The sequence below is a fragment of the Chryseobacterium flavum genome (assembly GCF_003385595.1).
Taxonomy (GTDB): domain Bacteria; phylum Bacteroidota; class Bacteroidia; order Flavobacteriales; family Weeksellaceae; genus Chryseobacterium; species Chryseobacterium flavum.
The window spans coordinates 184,546-205,439 of record NZ_QNUE01000004.1; the positions used below are offsets into that span (position 1 = coordinate 184,546).

Consider the following 20,894-nt stretch of genomic DNA (forward strand, 5'->3'; position numbering starts at 1 on the left):
GACAAGGTTCTGTTTTTCAAACAAACAAATTAGCCAAAAGAAACTTCTTCTGAAGTTCTAATTTTTCTAAAATTTGTTTTTCTGTATCTATTTTTTCTTGAATAGAAGAAAGAAAATTGGCAATTTTATTTTGTTCTTCTAAACATGGAATCATTGATTCATATTTTGCAATATCATTGTTAGAAATATTTGGTTGTGCACTTGCTGTTGGAATTGAATTAATATAGCTAACAAAATTTTCAGTTTGCACTAATTGATAGAAAAATTCCAAACATTGATTAGTTCTAAAAGTAGCAACCCTTTGATTTATATATGCTTCTCCATTACAACTTATTTTCCCAACTTTACCAAATGTAGCACCAGATAAAGCCATTAAAAAATCACCTTTATTCACCATATACTTTTTATCAGGAATTTCTAAAGTAAAGACACCAGTAAACTCTTCTAAGTTAATGTTTCTACTTATATCTCCGATTCTCAAGACTTTTGTTGTCCCTTTATTGAATAAGATACTTTTAAAGGCAAAGCCTCCTTGAATTGTTAATACTTCTCCTAATTTGCTAAACTTCCAATCTGAAAAATGATTTCCTTTTTCATCCTTGAATCTTGATTTTTTTGAAAATAGTTTTTCTCGCCATCCATTAATTAAGGATTCTAATTTCTCAATTATTTTCTTTTGGGTTTGGATACGTTCATCCAAAAGAGATAGAAATTCAGAAATCTTATGTTGTTCTGAAAATGAAGGAAATGATAAATGAATGTTAGAGATTCTACCTACATTAATGCTTAAAACCTTAGAGCCTTGTGCTTCTCTTTTTATTTGATTTCTTACATTATCAGATTTTAATAAAAATCCTAGAAAGCCCTTAGAAAAATATTTTTTTTGTGGTCTTGCTAAAAGGGTATGTAAGCCTGAAAGTAATTTTTCTCCATTAAGATTTGTAATCTCGATACTTTTCCCAACATCATTCAAATCTTCAGAAGCATCTGCAAAAATTACATCTCCTTCTTGACAATAAAAATCTTCTGAAATTCTACTTAGAGAAATATCTTCATTTATATAAGGAACATTTTCATTTTCTAAATCAAATAGGGTTCGAAATTTTGTATGAATATCTCCATAGTGAATATTTTTTATGGTTCCTGATTCATAATTGAGGTTATCTCTTGAATAAGAATTAGTTACTTTGAAAGTCATTAAGGCTCCAAGTTTCTTATTTTCCCATTCATCACTGAATTCAGAAAACCTCAATTTAGGTACATTTCTCGAATTAGGAAAATTCTTCACATTTTTATTTTCTTTTGTCATCTCAGTCATCTATTGTTATAGCTATAAACATTAAGGATTTAATAAAAAATAAAAATTAGCTTACTAAGCCTAATTCTTTTAAATAGACTTCAATTTCGGTATCCAATTGAGAACGTTTGGCTTCAAGTTCTTTAATTTCAGCCATTACCGCCTGAATGTCAATTTCCTCTTCTTCTTCAAAAGTATCAACATAACGAGGAATATTCAAGTTATAATCATTGTCTGCAATCTCTTGTAAAGTAGCTTTATGACTAAATTTTTCAATTACCGTACGGTTTTGATAGGTGTCAACAATTTTGTCAATATGTTCATTGAGAAGTACATTCTGATTTTTCTGTTTTTCAAATTCTTTACTGGCATCTACAAAAAGAATATCTTCATCAGCTTCACGACATTTCTTAAAGATTAAAATACAAGTAGGAATACTGGTACCAAAGAAAATATTAGCAGGTAAACCAATAACAGCATCTAAATAATTTTTTTCTTTAATAAGGTATTTTCGGATAACTAATTCCGCTGCACCACGGAACAGAACACCATGAGGCATAACAACTGCCATAATTCCATTCTCATCCAAATGATGGATCATGTGTTGTATAAAAGCGAAATCTGCTTTTGAAGATGGGGCTAATTTTCCATATTGTGAAAATCTTTCATCTAAAAGATGTAGCTCATTAGCGCTCCATTTAGCAGAGAAAGGTGGGTTGGCAACAATAGCATCAAACGTTTTATCAAGATGTTGAGGCTTTTCCAGTGTATCTTCTTGGCGGATATCAAAATTACTGTAATTAACACCATGAAGAATCATATTCATTCTTGCAAGGTTGTAGGTCGTACGGTTCATTTCCTGACCGTAAAAATCACCTACTTTTGCTTCACGGGCAACACGTAAAAGTAAGGATCCACTACCACAGGTAGGATCATAAACAGATTTTAATTGTGATTTTCTACTGGTAACAATTCTTGCTAAAATTGTAGAAACTTGTTGAGGGGTATAGAACTCACCTGCTTTTTTTCCGGCACCGCTGGCAAACTGTGCAATTAAATACTCATAAGCATCTCCTAAAACGTCAGCATTAGTATCCGATAAATTGAAATCAATATCATCAAGATGGTATAAGACTTTTGAGATCAATGTGTTTTTTTCGTCTTCTGTTCTTCCTAATTTTGCAGAAGTAAGATCCAAATCATCAAACAATCCTTCAAAGTCATCTTCACTATTAGTTCCAAGAGTAGATTGCTCAATATTATTAAGGATTTTGGAAAGCTCAGCTAAGATGAAGTTAGATTTTCCTTCCTGCTTTTGATATCCTTTTTTAGCAATATTACTAAAAAGTTCAGAAGGTTTTAGAAAATAACCCAGATCTTCAACAACTTCTTCATAAATAGCTTCAACAATTTCCTTTCCAGATTCAGAATTTTCATCAACATCATTGTAATCAATATCTTCTCCAGAATCTAATAAAATTTTGCTTGCTGTAAAATGAATTTTTTCAGAAAGATACTTGTAAAAGATAAATCCTAAAATATAATCTCTGAATTCATCAGCATCCATTTTACCGCGTAAAGTATTAGCTATATTCCAAAGTTGCTGCTGCAACTGACGTTTCTGTTCTTCTGACATTTTATCCTTAATTAAAAACTTTAAAGATATTTTATTTTAGATTAAAAAGAAAGAATAGAACTGAAAATATCACATAATATTGAGTGTAAATCATAAAATGTTGTATTATAGGTGGATGATTGTCGTATTTGATGCTTAATCGTAGAGAGTAGGGAAATACAAATGGAGATTATTCTAATTCCCAAACTTCTTCACCCTAATCACCTTCTCCCTTACCTTAATAACAAAAGGCTCGAGACGTACTATTTTCCCGGCTTCCACTTTAAAGTTGGCTGTACTGTGTTCGCAGTAGGTGTTGGCTGGTAAGGAGTTTTTATTCAGCTCAATGCTGTAGATTCCGGACTCCAGAAAAGAAATGAATTCACCATTGTCATCGGTCATCATGTGCTGAACCGGTTGGCGGTTTCGGGAAATATTGAACAGGATGCCTCCGGTTTTAGGACTAAAGTCCAGTGCTGTTTTGGCGTCAAATTCATAGGAGATTTTTCCCTGAACAGTACCATTCTGATGGAGGGGAATTTCTAATGCATACTGATGGCGGTTTACTTCAAACTCAGTTTCATTATAATACCAGCCCTGCTGAATCACCTGTTTTAAAATATATTTACCATATGGAATAGCTTTATAGCTGATATTTCCTGAAGAATCGGTTTTAAAGGAAATGGTATTGAGCATGATGAGGTAGCCTGCCGCTTCTTTATCACCTTCATCGTACACATTGTTTTCGTTCAGGTCATAATAGACAAAAGCTCTGATATCTCCCTTCTTACCGGGGTTCAGGGTGCTGTTGCGCAGGCTCAGCGTAACGCCGGCTTCAATGGTGAAAAGGTTATTGGTAAAATTACCGGAAGAATAATTGAACCAGGAAGAGTTCAGGTAGAATCCATACCTTTCAGTGGCATATTTTATATTCACAAAACCGGAAGGGGATTTCCCGTATAAAACATCCTGTGTATAGGAAAGTCCGGAGGTAATATTCACTTTTTCATCCCATAAATGCTTATTGACAAAAGCAGAAAGAGAAAGTTTCTCATAGGTCTTGTTGATATTGAGCATTCTTGAAAAAGCATATTCAGAAAGGAAATAGCTTCCGTACTGATAAATACCATTCACTGTAAGCCATTTATAATTGTAGGTTGCATTCACTTTCATCTGGTATTGCAGCTGCGGAGTATCGGGATAACGGACCAGTCCGGTTTCCAGCCCCAGCAGGGAAGAGTGTTGTTTATCGGTGCTCAGCCAGGTAAGATATTCGGTAATGCGCTGGGCTTTCAGCTGCTTGGTATCAAGGTTGGGCCGGGTATTGAAAAAACTGTTATAGGTATTGGAACTTTCTTCCTGGTACTGATAGCCAAGTCCCATTCCGAAATTGCCTTTTTTGGAAAAGTTGATTCCGGTGTCCAGCCTCATGCTGCTTGAATCCAGCGTATTGCTGTAAAAATAAAACTTAGGGGAAAAGTGGGAAGCTGTGATATTGGCGTATACATAATGGTCCTTAAAAACCATAGTGGAGATGTTTTGCTGGATTTGTATGATGCCTCTCCGGTTTCCGGGGTAATAATCTGTGCTGTAAAAATAATTCCCGTTCAGGCTTAGTTTCCTGATCATTCCTGAGTACTGGGACTCCAGGGCCAGGGAAGGTTTAGCCTCTTTTGTATTTTCATAGAAGCTGAGCCCGCTGTAGATTTTCGCATTTACTTTCCAGTCGGTCCCGAAAGCATACTGCAGGTCGGTGCCTGCTACATGGTGCCTTGCTTTTTCATAGGGATCGTTCCTGAAAATATAGGTTCCTGAAATATTGCGGGAAGCATTTTGAGCACCCAGGGTTCCCCTGGTATAAAATCCGTATCCGTACTTCAGGAATGAATTTCTTTCAATAAGGCTGTAGGTCTGGTCTACGAAACCTACTTCGATTTTTTTATTCTTATCCGTGGTCGTATAGGTATATTCAGTTCCCCTTCCGAACATGGATAATTCCAGCAGTTTATTGATATTCCCAAACGTAAATTCATTATTTTCCCGGCGGTAGGTAATATAGGTGTTATTAACAACGGGATCACTTTGTTGGTTCATTGTATAGATATTCCCTCTGATAAAAATATAACCTGAAGGAAGGTTAAAACCACCTGATCCAGCCAGCTGGTACATATCCAGGTTGCTACCGGCATGCCGGTAGCTTGCGGTAATGCTGTTCTTCGTAAAATTGGAGAATGTGGTAGATTCCATATCCTCATAGCGCTGTACGGAAGAAACATTCTGTACGGAAACACTGGCATTTCCGAATATTTCTTTATCCGGTTCCCTGAAACCCGCAATATTGACGGAAAGCTGGGAGCTCCTTGCTCCGATTCCTGACGGCAGGAAGCGGAATACAAATACGGAATCCTTCTGAACACCGATGCTTCCTTTTTTCTCCACAAATGACTTTCTCTGGCCGGCTTCCGGAATTTTAAATACAACAGTAACATGCTGCTTTTTATTTCCGAGGTTGGACACCCTGGCCCGGACCTCCACAGAATCAGTGGCCCGGTTCATATAGATGACCGGATTTTCTGCTGTGATGCGCATGGCATTGTTTTCCGCTACGGTATGTGTTATTTGTTTTTCTGCTGCAGTTTGGTTCTTCTGGTCTGCCAGGCGGAAGATAAGGCGTGCTTCGCCGGAACCGGCATTATTACCGGCCAGTATTTTCACCGGAAGGTAAAGCCGTTCGCCGGATTTCAGGCTCACCTGGATGCTGTTTCCTGAAATATTCCTGAAGCCGGCAGGCAGTGCCATTTCAACCTTTCCTTTAAAATCGGTTGCCCCTTCGTTGTTCAGTATGATCATAAGGTCCAGGATCCCGGCTTTTCCGGTTCCGGATTCATTACGGATGTCAAGGCTTATCCCGGAACGTTGCTGTGCCGGAAGTGCTGTCAGGAAAAGAATCGAAAAAAAGGAAAAGAATTTTTTGAGCAGGAGCTGGAACATAATCTACTGGGGAATGATCTCGTATTGAAGGGTCGTGGAATATTCTTCGGACCTGGCATTAATGAGTCTCTCGTCACCTGCCTTTGTAGAATACCTGATATCATAGTATACTTCAGCTCCTCCGGTGGAACTTCCTGTAGCAATACGCTGTGGGGACGGGCTTAACAGGACGGGGGATACATTGGCCTGATTCCCGGAAACAGGGATAAGATTCAGTCCTACAGTTTCCAGCGGAATGGAATTCCCGGCAGGAGAACTGAACTGTCCCTGAAGGGCCCGTATTTTAATCTGGTATAGAGTGTTGCTGTTGACAATCAGTGCGTTGGGGTAGGTGACACTTACACCATTCCTGTAATCATCCATGCTTTTAAACTCAAGTGAACCGTTTACAGCTTTTGCAGAAAGTTTAAGGGAAAGCTCCGGAGTTTCGGCAGGGATACCGCTGAGGGTTCCGATCTGGATCTGGAACTGATGATCCGCTTTACCAATCACGTTATTGTACTGGTCGTAAGCGGTGAACTGTACCGGGACTATGAAACGGGTCCATGAAGGATAGCTTCCAAGGTAGGATCCTCCTGCCACATTCATGCTGTATTTCAGCTGCAGGCTGTAATAGCCTTTTGGAGATACTGGCTGGTTGTATAGCGGGGCATTGGATTGCGGAACCAGGAAAACTTCCTGATTTTCCTGAAGAAAAACGTTCAGGGGCATTCCGATCTGGGAAAGGGTAGGGATGGGACCGGGATAGCCCTGTCCTGTAGAAGATACCGGCTGAAAAGAAATCTTACCGGCTGGTATCATATATTTTCCGTCAGCCGAGGTAGCAGGTTGTTTCAGCCGGGCGGATATTCTCCAGTACGGCATATTGAACGGCCCGTTGCCGGACAGCATCAGGGTATACGCATCCGGATTGGTATTTCCACTGTAAGAACTGACCTGTAAATAGCTGTTCACCCATGAGCTGTATTGTACCTGTGAAAAGCATTGCAGGGAGATTAGAAGTGAAAGGCAGAAGAATGTTTTACTATTCATAACTGAAGCTTAATTCTCCCAGTTCCAGGCTGTTGCTGTCTCCGTAATCCATCATGACGGAAGCTGTATATTTTCCTTTTTCAAGGCCTGCCGGTAATGGAATGTTCATTTCCCGTTTATTTCCGGGCATGGTATAAAAGATTACCGGGTCCAGCGATGTTTTTTTCCCGTTTCCGGTATTGACAAAGTCTGTATATATCTTTCCGTCCGTCCATACGTCTCCCTGGTTTTCAAATAGCAAATTGACCATGTTGGTTGACTTTTCATAAGTAAGGTTACGGATCTCAAGCTTTTTGGTGCCGGCAGCAGGAAGTTTATGGAAAAGTTTGATCCCTGAGCGCACGCTTACTTTGATATGGGCCCCTTTGTGGTCCACATCATCTACGGGATTCATCTGGCTTACATACAGGATTGCCGTATGAACAGGCAGTTGGCCGGAAAAAGTATTAGGTACTGTAATGGTTACATCAATGTCTTTTTTCTCTCCGGGAGCCAGGGTAAAGTAATTGTCTTCTTTTTTTACAGAAACCCAGCTGGCACAGGAAGAGGGAAGGGTATTGGGGGCATAGGTCATGTTTTCACCTTTACCATCATATTCCCAGTCGCCGAGACTTACTGCAAGGTCCAGGGAATTTTTGGCACTTACATTCGTTACTGTTACTTTCTGCGTATTGCTGGTTCCGTTCCCGGATTCAAAATACAGTCTTGGAGGAGATACTGAGATCCCTGTCTGTGCATTTCCGTGGAAAAATAACAGGGAAAGAAAACTGAAAAAGAGAAAAGATAATCTGCTCATGACGGATCATTAGTTTTTAAGGACTGATAAAGTGCTGTGGTATGCAGCACTTTATCAGTACAGATTGATATATCCTATTGAGAAATAATAGTATACGTTAGCTCGGTGGTATATACGGTAGGATCCTGTCCTGCAATATAATTATCCAGGTAAGCGTTTGCTCCGGCACCTTTATATTCAATATTGATCTTTTTGTCTACCCCTCCGTTGGAAGAGCTTACCAGAGTGGTTTCATTGGCAGAAAGCTGAACGTTCTGTGCATACTGGGCACCGTTTACCGCTTCTGAGCCTGCACTTGCTTTGATCTGAATGGTATTGGCCTGGATGTTTTTGTTTCCGTTCTGTAAAGCTGCATTGGCGCTTTTTACTTTTACCTGGAATCCTCCGGTGCTGTAAATGCTCAGGTGATCGGCATTAACGGAAGATACCCCGTTTGCATAATCATCTTTGGTTACATAATCAAGGTTTACCACTTTCTGTGCATTGTTTACCACAAGGGTCTGGATAGGCTTCAGTCTTACGTTAAGGGTTACATTCTGCTGAGCTTTTAAAATTACAGTTCCCAAAAGAGCAAAAGATGCTAAAATACACTTGTTCATAGTTTAAATGATGTTTTTTGTATTAATAATTTTTTAATTCGGCGGCAAAGGTAGACACAAAAATGAACTGCGCTTTTGTGAAAAAATACTTATCATTTGTGAATTTTTACCGATAAATGACTGATTAACAGAAATGATTATTTATGAAGAAGAATACAAAAAGGATCATTTTGAAATTAATAAAATGAAAAAAAAATAAAAATAATGCCATTTTATTCTTAAATCCTCATTTTCACCTGATAGATTGAAAAAATGGAATTCTATGTAGTTATTATGCTTAGCATAATGATTTTTTCTGAATCTTAGTTTATTTTTTACTTAGAAATTAGAGTTAATGTTAAAAAAGTTTCATCTTTAGCGGGATTGCTGTCAAAATTTTTTACAGGATTTTGGATGTCTTTATCCATGGTGAACGTTTTCTGAACGACTCCTTTGTGGCGGCTGATAAGATTATATTCACCTGTTTTGTTGATCATCGGATCTTTGTAAAGAGGATCAGGGCTTTTGCCATAATGGGCTTTTACCTGAAAACCTGAGGGGCTGGATATTGTGACAGACTGAAGTTCGTTCGATGAAGCTCCATATCCGTCATCAGACAATCCTGTATGGATGGCAAGTGTCTGTACCGGATACAGCCGTACATTCAGCCGCAGGCCATCAGCAGCCTGGGCCAGCGACTTTTTGAAAGCAAAAAACAGTATAGCAATTAAAAACCATTTTGAAAGCATATCACCTGAATTTTCAGCAAATGGCTGTTCAGGTAAATATACAGATTATTTCATTTCGGAGGGATTTTTTCCGGTATGTTTTTTTATAAAGTTCGTAAAATTTCCTTCGTTGGTGAAACCCAGCTCATAGGAAATTTCAGAAATGGTGGAACTGGAAAAGTTTAAAGCTTTGCGGCACTCTGTGATGAGCTTTTCGATAATGATGTGCTTTGCGGTTTTACCCAGTACATATTCGGTCATTTCGGTCAGCTTTCTGGATGTAATGTTGAGTTCCCCGGCATAGTAGGAAACCTTTTTCTCTTTTTTGTAATCCCTTTGCAGCAGGATCTTGAACCGGTTGACATAATACATATAATCCAGCTTGATATCCTTTTTGATCTCCTCTGTCGGGATATGGAGAAAAGCATCCAGGATGAGCCTCTCGATGGCATTGTGGGCCGCAGAGACATACAGGCTTTCGTCCTTATTCCGGAAGCTTTCCATCCGTTCCATGAAAACCACTCTCATCTGTTCCTTATTGATAAAAGGAGCAACAAAAACATCAGAATGATAATTGTAAAAAAGCTGGGAATTGATGAAAAGGCTGTCTTTGGTAGACCGCTCATAAAAGCTGGACGAAAAAACGACCGCAAAAACTTCAGAACCTTTGGCAGGACCAAAAACGATTTTTTTCTGCGGACCTACAAATGCAATATGCCCCGATTTTATGGGATAAGGAACATCCTCTACCGTTAATATAATGTCTTCCAGAATAATATAAATGCAAAAATATTCCAGCGTGTTTAGTTCCCTTTTGTTATTGTTTCTGCTGATAATGTAATCTAAACGATTGATACTGAATCCTATATTTTTTAACTGATCCGTGATTTTGTACATAAATTATGCCTGATTCTGTCTGAGAAAATGTTTATTCTTTTTATTGTATAAATATAAAAAATTTGTTATTTATTGTGTTTTAAAGAAAAAAATTAATCTAACCATAAAACCGGAGATAAGTATTCCGGACTTAATACACATGTTATTAAATAAAGCTCCGGATGATAGCGACTAGGACTGTATCCCGGCAGGTACATCAGCCGTTCTGCACATCCATTTTTTCAGCCTCCACACCGGAAGATATACAAAGATCACAGATTGTACTCCGGCAAGCGCTCCCACTACCACAGCCATTGCAGTAGCATCCAGTTTATAATCCTTTGAAAAATTATACTGTCCTAAAAAAAGCATCGCTAAAACCAGAGAACAGGTAATCACACCATGCAGGATACTCAGTCTGGTCATCAGTTTTTTTATATTTAACTGCTCATCTACCGTAAATTCTATAGCCCCTTGCCCGGCGGCATCGGTTACCCTTTTGATGATGTCAATGGTAAGAACTACCGGAAGAAACAGGGACATAGGTAAAGTAAGACGTGCCAGATTCTGGGTTCCTGAGAAGAAATGAGTGTAGCCGAGCTCCTGAAAGCTTGCATAAGCGATAATGAAATTAAAAAATACATTCGGAAGGACATAATAGATCATCCGCTTAATGAGAAAGCGTTTGAGGGTAGTTTTCTTGAGCTTTTTAGGCGGTGCAGGCTTTATTTTAAATTTCATAGAGAGGTGGTCATGAGCTCGATGGCTTTATCTTTTATTTTGATGGCTTCTTCTTTGGGAAGGAAATTTTCGTTGGACATAAAGGTGAAATCCATCTGCTGGTTGTATGTGGTAGCCACCAGGGTATTGGAATTCAGCCACGGAAAGGCAACCGTAGGGCTGAAAATGGTTTCAATCTTAAAGTTTTTATAGTCATCCGGGATATTGATCTTTCCCATATTGGATAAGGTAACGTCATGTCCTCCGTTGCTGGATTTCAGCATGGCGATCATCCGGTCAACAATCGGGTGCATCTGTTCTCCCATCCATAATAATTCCCGGGCTTCCATGGTTTCTATTTTCTGAACCAGGTCAGTTTTGATCTGTCTGGCATTGTTCAGCAGATCAGAGCTTCCTTTTTTAATGGCAAGGTCTACCGTTGGGGCAAAAGCAAATAAATGATCCTGTTTGATTTCCGGAATAAAATGACGGACATCCACCGGACTGATGACTTTTCCTTTTGCTTTTTTACCCTTTATCTCCTGAAAGGCCTGCATAAAAGCAGCACAGAGTATGGCATGCACGGATATTCCGTTTGCTTTACATTTTTCTGTGATCAGGGAAGTGGTTACAGGGTCCAGCTTCCGGTGCAGGGCATAGTTTTTCCCGGTGTTCCTGTTTTTACTTTTCCGTTGCAGTAAAAAGAAAGCTCTGGCAAACAATAAATAAAGCTTTGCCTTGTATTTTTTGTTTTTCGTATCAAAATCCGTAGGCAGAAAATCATTCACTGAATTGAAAGCATAATAAGGTTTCAGCTCGAGGGAAGGGTCATCCAGAAGATCAAACAGTTCGCGCATCAGTGTAACTCCTGTGGTTCCGTCAGAGATACAGTGCGGCATGACCCACAGGATTTCCGAAACGTCCTTTCCCCGGACCCATACCAGTCTTGCCAGCGGCTTCTTTTCCTCATTAAACAGGCTGAACCATTCTGTTTCAGATTCCCGGAGCCAATCTTCGTCAGTGTGGCGCTCCACGATACGGACAGGAATAGGAGCAATTTCCCGATCCTCTACAAATAAAGGATACCGTTCACTTTTTTCATCAATGGAAGCCCTCAGCAGGGGATGTTTCTGCTGGATTTTTACCAGTGCATTTTTAAAGTGCCCTTCCGGAAGCTCACCGGAGATCTTTGCTGTAAATACACAGTTTAAAGGTGTTTTGGAATCCACATACATGATCCTTTCCACCATCATTAATCTTCGTTTCATCATGATACTACCAAATATTCCAGCTGGAGTTTAACGGTTTGAATGATTTCATCACGGATCGCCAGGGCCTCTGTATAAGGAAGATAACCTTCGCTTCCTACAAATGAAAAATCCATTTCACCTTTATAGGTTGAGGCTACCAGGGTGGTGGTATTGCCCAGCGGTCCGATCACTGACGGGCTGAAAATGGCTTCCACTGAAAACGCTTTGTACTGATCCGGGATCTGAATGCGCCCCAGGTTGGAGAACATACAGTCATTGGAGGACTTACCCTGTTTCAACAGTTTTGTGAAACTGTTCAAAGCATCATGCCCCGATTCCATAACCATCATGGTGATATAAGGGTCAAGCTTTGAAGTCTTACGTTCTACAGAAGCCTGCATGGAACGTACATTTTCCAGGAAGCTCAGTTTTTCATTTGCAGAAACCACAATCATCAGCCCAAAGGCGAAAATATGGTCTTCCTTGACCTGTTTGGCAAAACGCCGGATATCAACGGGACAGGAAACTTTATTGAAGGCAGCATTACCCCGCACTTTTTTAAAAGCCTGGAGAACCGTTGCACACAAAAAAGTATTTACTGTGACCTCATTGGCCTTACAGTAAGAAATCAGCTGCTGGCTGGTCTTCTGGTCCAGTTTCCAGTTGATCAGGTAATCGTTCTGCCGGTCAATAGCTTTTTTACCTACAGGAATATACCTGATGGCAGTTGCAGCCAGTCTTCCGATGAATCTGGCCTTTAACTTTTGCGTCCGGCTGTTTAAAATCTTTTCCGGAACTACATCTTCAATACCTAATATCGGATTCTCGGTTCCGATCTCAGCGGAGGGATCATCCAGTACTTTTAAAAATTCATACAGGAAAGCCATTGCAGAGCCCCCATCACATAAACAATGGTGGAACGCAAAAAGCATGTCCGAAACATCTTCACCTTTGATCCAGACAAACCGGATCAGGGGAAGTTTTTCATAATTGAACGGTGTATTCCATTCCCTCCTGGATTCTTCCTGCCACTGGTCTTCGCCCTGCCGGGCCAATATCCTTACAGGTATTGAAAGAGGGTGTTCAGGGATCTGAAACCACGGAATATTTTTTTCATCATGACTGATCAGTGCTCGCAGCCATGGATGTTTATTTTGAATCCGGGCCAGGGCCTGCTGGATTTCCTTTAATGTAAAGTTACCTCTCAATCTGAACGGGATCACTGCGTTAAAAGGCTCTGTACCGTCACCTAATAACATACGTTCCCCAAATAACAGTCTTCTTTTCATAGGCTATGATATGGATGCTGGTGTTGAATGTTCATGTACAAAATTTTCTAACAGTTCTACCGCTTTATCATTACCTCCGGCAAGCGTAAAGGTATTCCTGACTTCCCGGGCGGCTTCCCTGTATCCGGGATTTTCCAATAATTCAAAAACGGTTTCACGGAGAGCTTCTACCCGCAGCCTTTTGTAGCGGATACTGATGCCGCAGCCTGCCTGCTCGATCAGTTTGGCAATATGGAAATGATCATAGGCAATAGGAGTGATCAGCATCGGTAAACCATTACGGAAGGTATCATTAACCGTATTGAAGCCACCATGGCAGATTACCATATCCATTTGCTGCATCACGGCAGATTGAGGGACAAAGCTGTTCACGATAAAATTATCCGGCCATTCTTCAAAAATTTCCGGTGGAGTAGCGGCAACAATGGTAACCGGCTGGTCAGCAAATGCTGCAATGATCTTCTCAAAGAACGCTTTTCTGATGTCTACCAGAAGCGTTCCCAATGATACGAAGATCTTTGGTGTGGTGGAAGCGTTCAATTTATCCCAGTCAAATGGAGCATCGTTCGGACGGCCTTTTACCGGACCTACAAATTTCATATGAGAGGGTACCGTATCAAAACCGGCAAAGGCTTGTGAAGTAAAGACCATATTCAGTTTATGGGAATGGATATAAATACCTTCCTCATGAATGCCTACTTCTTTTTGTAAGTCTTTGATCAGGTTTTGCTGCCATTCCCAGATTTTAGGGGCACTTTTTTCAGTGTCTCCCATTACGTCCGGCGGAACGGGCGTTGTCGTTACACAGGGAATATGATGTTTATGGGCGAAAAGAGCCCCTCCGAAACTGATACAGTCATTCACGATAACATCCGGCATCCAGTGTTCTGTCAGCCTGGTTAATCCCGGCATCATCATTTTGGCAAAAGGAACGTAGGTTTCTTCCAGTGCGAGTTTCATCACTTCAGGTCCGGAACACGCAGGGCCATCATCCTGTCTTTTTAAAATCCGTGCGATTTCTTCCTGATACGGAATAAGATCTTCTTCAGGATAGAAATAAGAACCTCCTTCCGGAATATGTTTGCTGTCTAACGGAGTGATTCCGAACCATTTTACCTCATGGCCGCGGGCAATCAAACTGGCTCCAACACTTAATGTAGGGCTTACATGCCCGAAGAACGGAGGAACAACGAATAAAAACTTAGAGGACTTTTCAGGTTTTGAAGCTTTTGAGATAGCCTGTTCCAATAAACTGGCTGCCGTAGCTGTACCTCCTGCCTCTGCAAAAGATTGTCCCACTTTCTGAGCAGCTTCACGGTAGCCCGGGTTATTTAAAATCTGCTGTACAGCTTCTCTCAGGTGATTGGCTTTAAACCGGTTGAAGTTCAGACGCTCACCTGCTTCTGTACGTACCACACGTCCTGCAACGTGCGACTGGTCGTACGCAATCGGAATAACCACTAAAGGAATTCCGTTGGATAAGGTTTCAGAAACCGTATTATGACCTCCGTGGCAAACCACCCCATCCAGATGAGGTAACAGATCCAGCTGGGGAACCTGCCGGTATACCATAAAATTATCCGGCCATCGCTCAAAAAGCTGTGGATCGGAAACCACTACAACCGTTACATCTTCATCTTTAAAGGCATCTACTACTTTCTGAAAGAATGCTTTTTTATGATCATGATCGAACGTCGTTCCGATGCTTACTAAAATTTTTTTATTGGAAGCATTTTTTAACCGGTCCCAATCAAATTCACATGAGATACGTCTTTCGGTAAGGACCGGACCGGTAAATTTATACTGGGAGGGTAAATCTTCCATTTCACCAAAGAAATAACCGGAGGTTAAAACAAGCGTTAACAGTTCTGACGTTGCCAGAGAACGCTCTTCATGGAATCCCAGTTCTTTTTGTAATCCGATGATCTGATTGACTTCCCATTCATGTACCTTAGGCAGCTCATTCATAATTTTAACAGCCGCCGGCGCGGTAACGGAAGTCGCATAAGGGATTCCAAGGTTTTCTGCAGCAACGGGAGCGGCAAATAACTGGTGGTCACCGATAATGAGATCAGGCTGATATGTTTTTAATAAAGCTACAATTCCCGGATAGCAATGTCTGTTCAGTGGGATAAGAACCTCTTCATAAAGAAACTTAACGCTGTCGATTCCGTACACTACTTTTCTTGAAATAATATCGAGATATTGTTCACTTTCTTTCTTTTCTGCATCGGTCTGATCATATTGGATCAGTAATAACTTCCCCCCTTCCGGAAGCTTAGCCTCTAAAGTAGGATCAAGACTGATCCAGGCTGCTTCATGCCCTCTTTCCAGCAGAGCGGCACCGATGCTTAGGGTAGGGTTGACATGTCCTGTCAGTGGTGGGACTATAAATACAAATTTAGCCATGGTTTTGTGTTAAAGTTTTAGATAAAAACTGAGTGATCGTTTCTGCAATCAGGATGGGTTCCTGAATTGGAATATTATGATCACCCGGGATTAATTCGAGTCCTGAATTTCCGATTTGGGATTGCAGCCACTCTCCTGTAGGTCTGCAGTTGGAACCGGTGCCGTAAAGCAATAAGGTGGAAGCTTTCAGTTGACTGAAATCAGCTTCGCCAAGGAAATCTTTTTCCCTGATCATATCAGCTTTGATGCTGGTTTGATTAAACAGGAATTCATACATACGATGGTTCTTTTCCATTTGTCTTTTACCCATCCGGACTTTGGTGGTATCTGTAAAATTGGCTACATAATGCTCAAGGAATTCCTTGCTGTATTCATCAATGATATTACGGGCTTTTTCATCCTGAGGATCGGGAGCTTCCATTACCACCAGCTGATCAATGCGGTCAGGATATTTTAATGCTGTTTTCAAAACAATAAGTCCCCCGAAACTGTAGCCGGCGAGGTGTACTTTTTCCAGTTGAAGGTGATCCATTAAACCTATCAGATCGGATGACATGTTATCAAGGTCGTACCCATCCGGAAAACGCTCACTCATACCGTGGCTTTTCAGATCGTACATTACCACGTGGAAATGTTTTGCCAGCACAGGGGCAATATTAAAATAATAAATGGACAGGTTGCTGAACATTCCGTGGACCAGTACCACGGTTTGATCAGCACCTTTATTGAGTTCCTGTATATGTACCTGTCTGTTATTGACCGTGATTACTGGCATTCGTAAATGTAATTGATGATCATATTAAGGTCCAGGTTGATCAGTTCATCCAGATCCATAGAAGATAGCCAGCCGGTAAAATCAATCTGATCGCCAAAATGGGCTTTGATCTTTTCGGAAAAGGAAACGATCTCGATGCTGTCCATTTCCAGGTCTCTGGCAAATGAACTTTCCGGAGTAATATCCATCTCTTCTACAAATTCTTCACCTATCACTTCAGTAATAAAACCTTTTAAAAGTGTAAAAAGTTCTTCGTGGTTCATTTTTAATGTTGCGTTTACAGTGTCCATCCGATAATATAATTTTTATGTTTAATAGTTTTGATTTCAATATTGTTGATCCACAGGTGATCGTCTTTTATTATTTCGACTTCGAAGGCTTTAGGATTTCCTTTCAGCCCCGTTCCCAGGAACTTCCCATAGGCTTCTTTAGCTACCCAGAAGCGGGTGGTCCATTCTGCCTGGTCTTTGTCTTTTAATAATGCTAATTCATGGTTGGTAAATACCAGATCATAGAATCCTTCGCTGCGTTCTTCCATGATTTCCATATCAATTCCTACAGATTTTCCATATCTCGCAATTCCTACGGCATCTGTTCCTTTGTGAGCTAAGGAGATATGAATATCCTCTGTAAAATCACTGATGAGGTAAGGTTTCCCCACTTCATCGGAACGGATTTCAAACGTGATCGGGAAGCAGGCATGATTTTTTTCTTTGCGGAGAAGATTTCTAACAGCATCTTTCACGGCTACACGGCTTACCATCCAGTTTTTCTTCTTATTTGGCAATAGTTGCTGATGATGTTGTTTTTCCGTCTGGTTGAAATACCTTTTCAGGATAAAATCCCATGAAGCTACTCTGGTATATGCCTGGTGGAAGAAAAATACTTCCGGAGCAATCTCTTCAGAAAGGCGGTTGTGCAGCGGTGACATGGAAACATTCCATAAAGCGGCATCTATTTCCAGTCTTCTGTTCTGCCAGCCAGTGATGGCACACCAAACTTTTCCGTCTCTTTTCAGAATGATATCTGCGATGGCAAATTCATCATTAAGCTCGGTCAGCATACAGGTACATTCAAAAATACCTTGCTGATCATGCATATCTCCGAAGAATTCAATATCTCTGATCTTCACCGGGAATGCAATACGGTCTTTCACTAAAGTAAGCTGCAGCCAGAGCCCGAACAGCTGTCCTGCATTATCAAGCAAGGAGCCTTTACCACCATTTCCTTTTATTTTTCCGATGATTCCTTTGTCTCCAATGGCCGAAACTTCTGTAATTCCCTGGTATTTTTCTCCATGGAACATGTGCATATCATAGATTTCTTCAGGCTTTCTTTCAATAGGTAAAAGATTACCGATGGAAATACTGAATGCTGGTGTCGGAACAGGAGCAGATTTTAAGACTACCTCTGCATTGGCAAAGTTTTCAATGTCGAGATAAGCGTGATACGGTGAGCGCCATTCTCCTTTTACGGTTTTCCCGAAAGGCTTGGCAACATTCATCCACTGGAATACACTTACGTTCATGATTTTATGAACCTGTGTTCCCGGGATTTCTGCTTCTGCAATTTCTGCCAACTGCTCAAAGATCATCGTCATCGGAATTACCGGTTCCATATCTGCGACATGAGTCCATCCCTTAGGCTGTCTCAATAAACTGTGGTCAATCAGGTAAGGATGACTTTCCAGGGTTACATACAGGTCTTTTGAGAAGATTGTATTCCTTGGTGTCGGTTGAGCAACGTGTGTTACAGGTGCCGGCCCTGGGATTGTGATTTCCGGACGGTTCCGGAACAAAGTCAATACTTCTTCCTGCATACGGATCATATCGGCAACGTTATCCTGGAATGCCTGTACCAGCGGATGACCACTTTTGACACTCATAGCTGAAGCGTTAGCAGTATATTGTTTTGGAACATCAAAGGATGAGGCCAAAGCTTTTACTTCTTTAAAATTACGGACAATAGGAGAGCCTAATTCCAGCTTAATGCCTTTTCCTGTTGGTTTTTTTGACTGATGCTGAACTTCCAGGAAGTCAAGGGCAACGGTTTTTCCTTCCACAAATAATGAAGCTACTACACGTTGCAGCTGTGCCAATGCAGAACGGGTAGGAACACTGGAAGCAATTGTGCTGAATGCTTTTCCTTTTAAGGTATCATCAATAAATCCAATCAGACCGCCGGTACCTACCTGGATGAAAATTCTTGCACCTTCTTCATATAATTTATCCGTCAGTTCACGAAACCGGACAGGTTCAACTAAATGCTCGGCGCTCAGCTTTCTGATGGCTGCCTGGTCTGCCGGATAAGGTTCTAAGGTTGTAGCCGACCACAATGGAATCTTTGTCTGCTGGAACTGTGCTTTTTCCATTCCGGCAAGGATTACATCCAGTTTATCCGCGATAAAAGGAGAGTGGAATCCTGACTGGAAAGGCAGAACCTGGTGGAAAATCTGCTTTGCTTTTAACAATGGAACCAGTTCATCCAAAGCAGCATTGCTTCCGCAGAGAATCACCTGATTAGGACAGTTGTCATTGGAAACATACAGATTTGAAATCTCAGCAATAAAAGGTTTTATGGCTTCAATACCTGCTCCTATGGCAATGAATTTTGAATCTTTTAATTCAAATGTTTCAGGATTCAGCACGTCAATTAAAGCTTTTACAGAATTGGCTTCTGCCAGCTCAGACGAATATCCTGCCAGCCATTCTCCCAGGCTGTGCCCGGCATTCATATCGGGAATAATCCCCAGTTTTTTCAATGAATTGTCAAGGATACTGCAGTTGTTGAAGATATTCAAAGCATCAGTCAAAAGGCCTTCTCCTTCCGTTTCAATAGGTGCTGTTAACCCAAAATAACGGCTTACCGTTTTTACTTCACCTTTTGCCAGACCGTCTAAACCCGGAAATACAAAGGCTACTTTACCACCATCCTTTAATAATGGGGTAGAAGTGTACCAGATGTCCTGTTTATTTTTCCAGATGATATTCTTGGAAACAATTTTAATGGCTTTTTCTATTCTTGTCGGTGTCGGATCGAAGATGGCTACTCTGAAATCTCCTTCTCCAATGGCTGTTTCATTATTTTGTAAGGCTGAAAGCAGTTCTTCACGCGTAGGTCTGGCCAATAGCAATACTTTGTCCTTTTTGGGCATATCATAGCCCTCAAGAACAACATGAGCATTGATTCCTCCAAATCCGAAAGCATTGACAGCAGCTACTTTTGGCAGCCCTGTTTTTGACCAGTTCCTTGCTTCCTGTACCGGTTCAAATCTTGTGTTCCGCATTTCTGCACTAGGATTATCACAATACAGTGTTGGTGGTAAAGTATCGTGATGCAGGGCAAGACAGGCTTTGATCAGTCCTGCAATTCCTGCTGCCGGCATGGCGTGTCCGATATTTGACTTTACAGATCCGATTCCTGCAGCGGGAGTTTCTGCTTCTTTTCCAAAGAACTGAGCAAGGGTCTGCAATTCTGTTTTATCTCCAAGCGGAGTTCCGGTACCATGGGCTTCCAGGTAACCTATATTATTTTTATCCAGATCAGCATTGATCCAGGCCTGTTCCAAAGCTCTCAGCTGACCTTTTACGGATGGGCTCATTACGCTGGTTCCGTTACCATCACTGCTTACTCCAACGCCTTTAATAACCGCATAGATCTTATCCTGATCACGAACGGCATCTTCCAGTCTTTTTAACACAACGAAACCACAGCCTTCTCCAATCAGCAATCCATCCGCATCCATACTGAACGGTTTGATCTGCTCCTGACGGGACATTGCACCCAATTGAGCAAAAATACTCCAGAATGCAGCATTCTGCCCGGTGTGCACTCCTCCGGCGATCATCATATCAGAACGGCCTCTCTGAAGTTCCTGTATGGCATGATCTACAGCAATTAAAGCACTGGCACAGGCTGCATCAACGGTAAAAGCCACCCCTCCAAGATCAAAACGGTTGGCTGCCAATGAAGCTGCCAGATTAGGAATCAGCCCCATTGCAGTATCAGCTGCGAAACGTCCTTTGCGTTCCTGGAAAGCATGTTTTACTTTTTCAATATCAGCGGGAGATATCTGGGGTAAGAGCTCCTGCAATAATGAGGAAATCTGTTCTCCGGTTCTTACAATTTCAATGGCACGGGTAGCTCCCGGTCCGGTATAGTTTCCTTTCCCAATGACAATTCCGGTCTTTTCAAGGGAAGTATTTTTTTGAAATACTCCTGCATCTTCTAATGCTTTCTGAACCAGGTCAAGGGTCAGTAAATGGTCCGGTTCTGTTCCTTCTACAGCAAGGGGTAAAATCCCAAAACGGGTTGGATTAAACTCATAGTCAGGGAGAAATCCACCTCGTTTGCAATAGAAACGGTCCACAGGATTAGTGGCATCACTGAAGTGTACAGGATCTATCCGGTCAGCCGGAACCGGTTGTGTAGAATCTACTTTATTGATAATATTCTGCCAGAAAGTGTCGGCGTCCTGTGCTCCGGGAAAGACACAGGACAGTCCAACTACGGCAACATCTGTTTTTTTCATACGGGTA

The 20,894-nt window shown here is 41.1% G+C and carries 15 protein-coding genes; all 15 read right to left on the reverse strand.

The window, feature by feature from the left end; translation table 11 throughout:
* Positions 1-16: 16 nt before the first annotated feature.
* The 15 genes from DRF59_RS06445 to DRF59_RS06515 all read right to left on the reverse strand — a co-directional run bounded on the left by DRF59_RS06445 (position 17) and on the right by DRF59_RS06515 (position 20,887).
* Entirely contained in the window at positions 17-1,309 is a 1,293-nt protein-coding gene (locus tag DRF59_RS06445; protein ID WP_167456652.1) for a restriction endonuclease subunit S, read from the reverse strand.
* A 55-nt stretch (positions 1,310-1,364) separates the two neighbouring features.
* Positions 1,365-2,933, reverse strand: coding sequence for a type I restriction-modification system subunit M (locus tag DRF59_RS06450; RefSeq protein WP_115957937.1), 1,569 nt, complete (start codon positions 2,931-2,933; stop codon positions 1,365-1,367).
* A 174-nt stretch (positions 2,934-3,107) separates the two neighbouring features.
* Positions 3,108-5,903 (reverse strand): COG1470 family protein, encoded by a 2,796-nt coding sequence (locus DRF59_RS06455; RefSeq protein ID WP_115957939.1) that lies wholly within the window; start codon positions 5,901-5,903, stop codon positions 3,108-3,110.
* A 3-nt stretch (positions 5,904-5,906) separates the two neighbouring features.
* Positions 5,907-6,935, reverse strand: a complete 1,029-nt coding sequence (locus DRF59_RS06460; RefSeq protein WP_115957941.1) for a hypothetical protein — start codon at positions 6,933-6,935, stop codon at positions 5,907-5,909.
* On the reverse strand, positions 6,928-7,731 hold the full coding sequence (locus DRF59_RS06465) for a fimbrial biogenesis chaperone (RefSeq protein ID WP_115957943.1): 804 nt from the start codon (positions 7,729-7,731) through the stop codon (positions 6,928-6,930). Before DRF59_RS06465 ends, DRF59_RS06460 begins: the two co-directional genes overlap by 8 nt.
* 74 nt (positions 7,732-7,805) lie before the next feature.
* Positions 7,806-8,330: a hypothetical protein gene (locus DRF59_RS06470; RefSeq protein WP_115957945.1), complete on the reverse strand. Its 525-nt coding sequence runs from the start codon at positions 8,328-8,330 to the stop codon at positions 7,806-7,808.
* Positions 8,331-8,644: 314 nt separating this feature from the next.
* Entirely contained in the window at positions 8,645-9,058 is a 414-nt protein-coding gene (locus DRF59_RS06475; RefSeq protein ID WP_115957947.1) for a hypothetical protein, read from the reverse strand.
* A 45-nt stretch (positions 9,059-9,103) separates the two neighbouring features.
* Complete coding sequence (locus tag DRF59_RS06480) at positions 9,104-9,934, reverse strand: helix-turn-helix domain-containing protein (RefSeq protein WP_115957949.1); 831 nt, start codon at positions 9,932-9,934, stop codon at positions 9,104-9,106.
* A gap of 171 nt (positions 9,935-10,105) precedes the next feature.
* Positions 10,106-10,654, reverse strand: a complete 549-nt coding sequence (locus DRF59_RS06485) for a hypothetical protein (RefSeq protein ID WP_115957951.1) — start codon at positions 10,652-10,654, stop codon at positions 10,106-10,108.
* Positions 10,651-11,904: a condensation domain-containing protein gene (locus tag DRF59_RS06490; RefSeq protein WP_115957953.1), complete on the reverse strand. Its 1,254-nt coding sequence runs from the start codon at positions 11,902-11,904 to the stop codon at positions 10,651-10,653. The genes DRF59_RS06485 and DRF59_RS06490 overlap by 4 nt, the downstream gene beginning before the upstream one ends.
* The gene (locus DRF59_RS06495) at positions 11,901-13,172 is read right to left on the reverse strand and encodes a condensation domain-containing protein (protein WP_115957955.1); all 1,272 of its coding nucleotides are present in this window, start codon (positions 13,170-13,172) and stop codon (positions 11,901-11,903) included. The genes DRF59_RS06490 and DRF59_RS06495 overlap by 4 nt, the downstream gene beginning before the upstream one ends.
* 3 nt (positions 13,173-13,175) lie before the next feature.
* Entirely contained in the window at positions 13,176-15,581 is a 2,406-nt protein-coding gene (locus DRF59_RS06500) for a glycosyltransferase (RefSeq protein ID WP_115957957.1), read from the reverse strand.
* Positions 15,574-16,356 (reverse strand): alpha/beta fold hydrolase, encoded by a 783-nt coding sequence (locus DRF59_RS06505; protein WP_115957959.1) that lies wholly within the window; start codon positions 16,354-16,356, stop codon positions 15,574-15,576. The genes DRF59_RS06500 and DRF59_RS06505 overlap by 8 nt, the downstream gene beginning before the upstream one ends.
* Positions 16,347-16,646: an acyl carrier protein gene (locus tag DRF59_RS06510; protein ID WP_115957961.1), complete on the reverse strand. Its 300-nt coding sequence runs from the start codon at positions 16,644-16,646 to the stop codon at positions 16,347-16,349. Before DRF59_RS06510 ends, DRF59_RS06505 begins: the two co-directional genes overlap by 10 nt.
* Entirely contained in the window at positions 16,634-20,887 is a 4,254-nt protein-coding gene (locus DRF59_RS06515) for a type I polyketide synthase (protein WP_115957963.1), read from the reverse strand. The genes DRF59_RS06510 and DRF59_RS06515 overlap by 13 nt, the downstream gene beginning before the upstream one ends.
* Between the last annotated feature and the right edge of the window lie 7 nt (positions 20,888-20,894).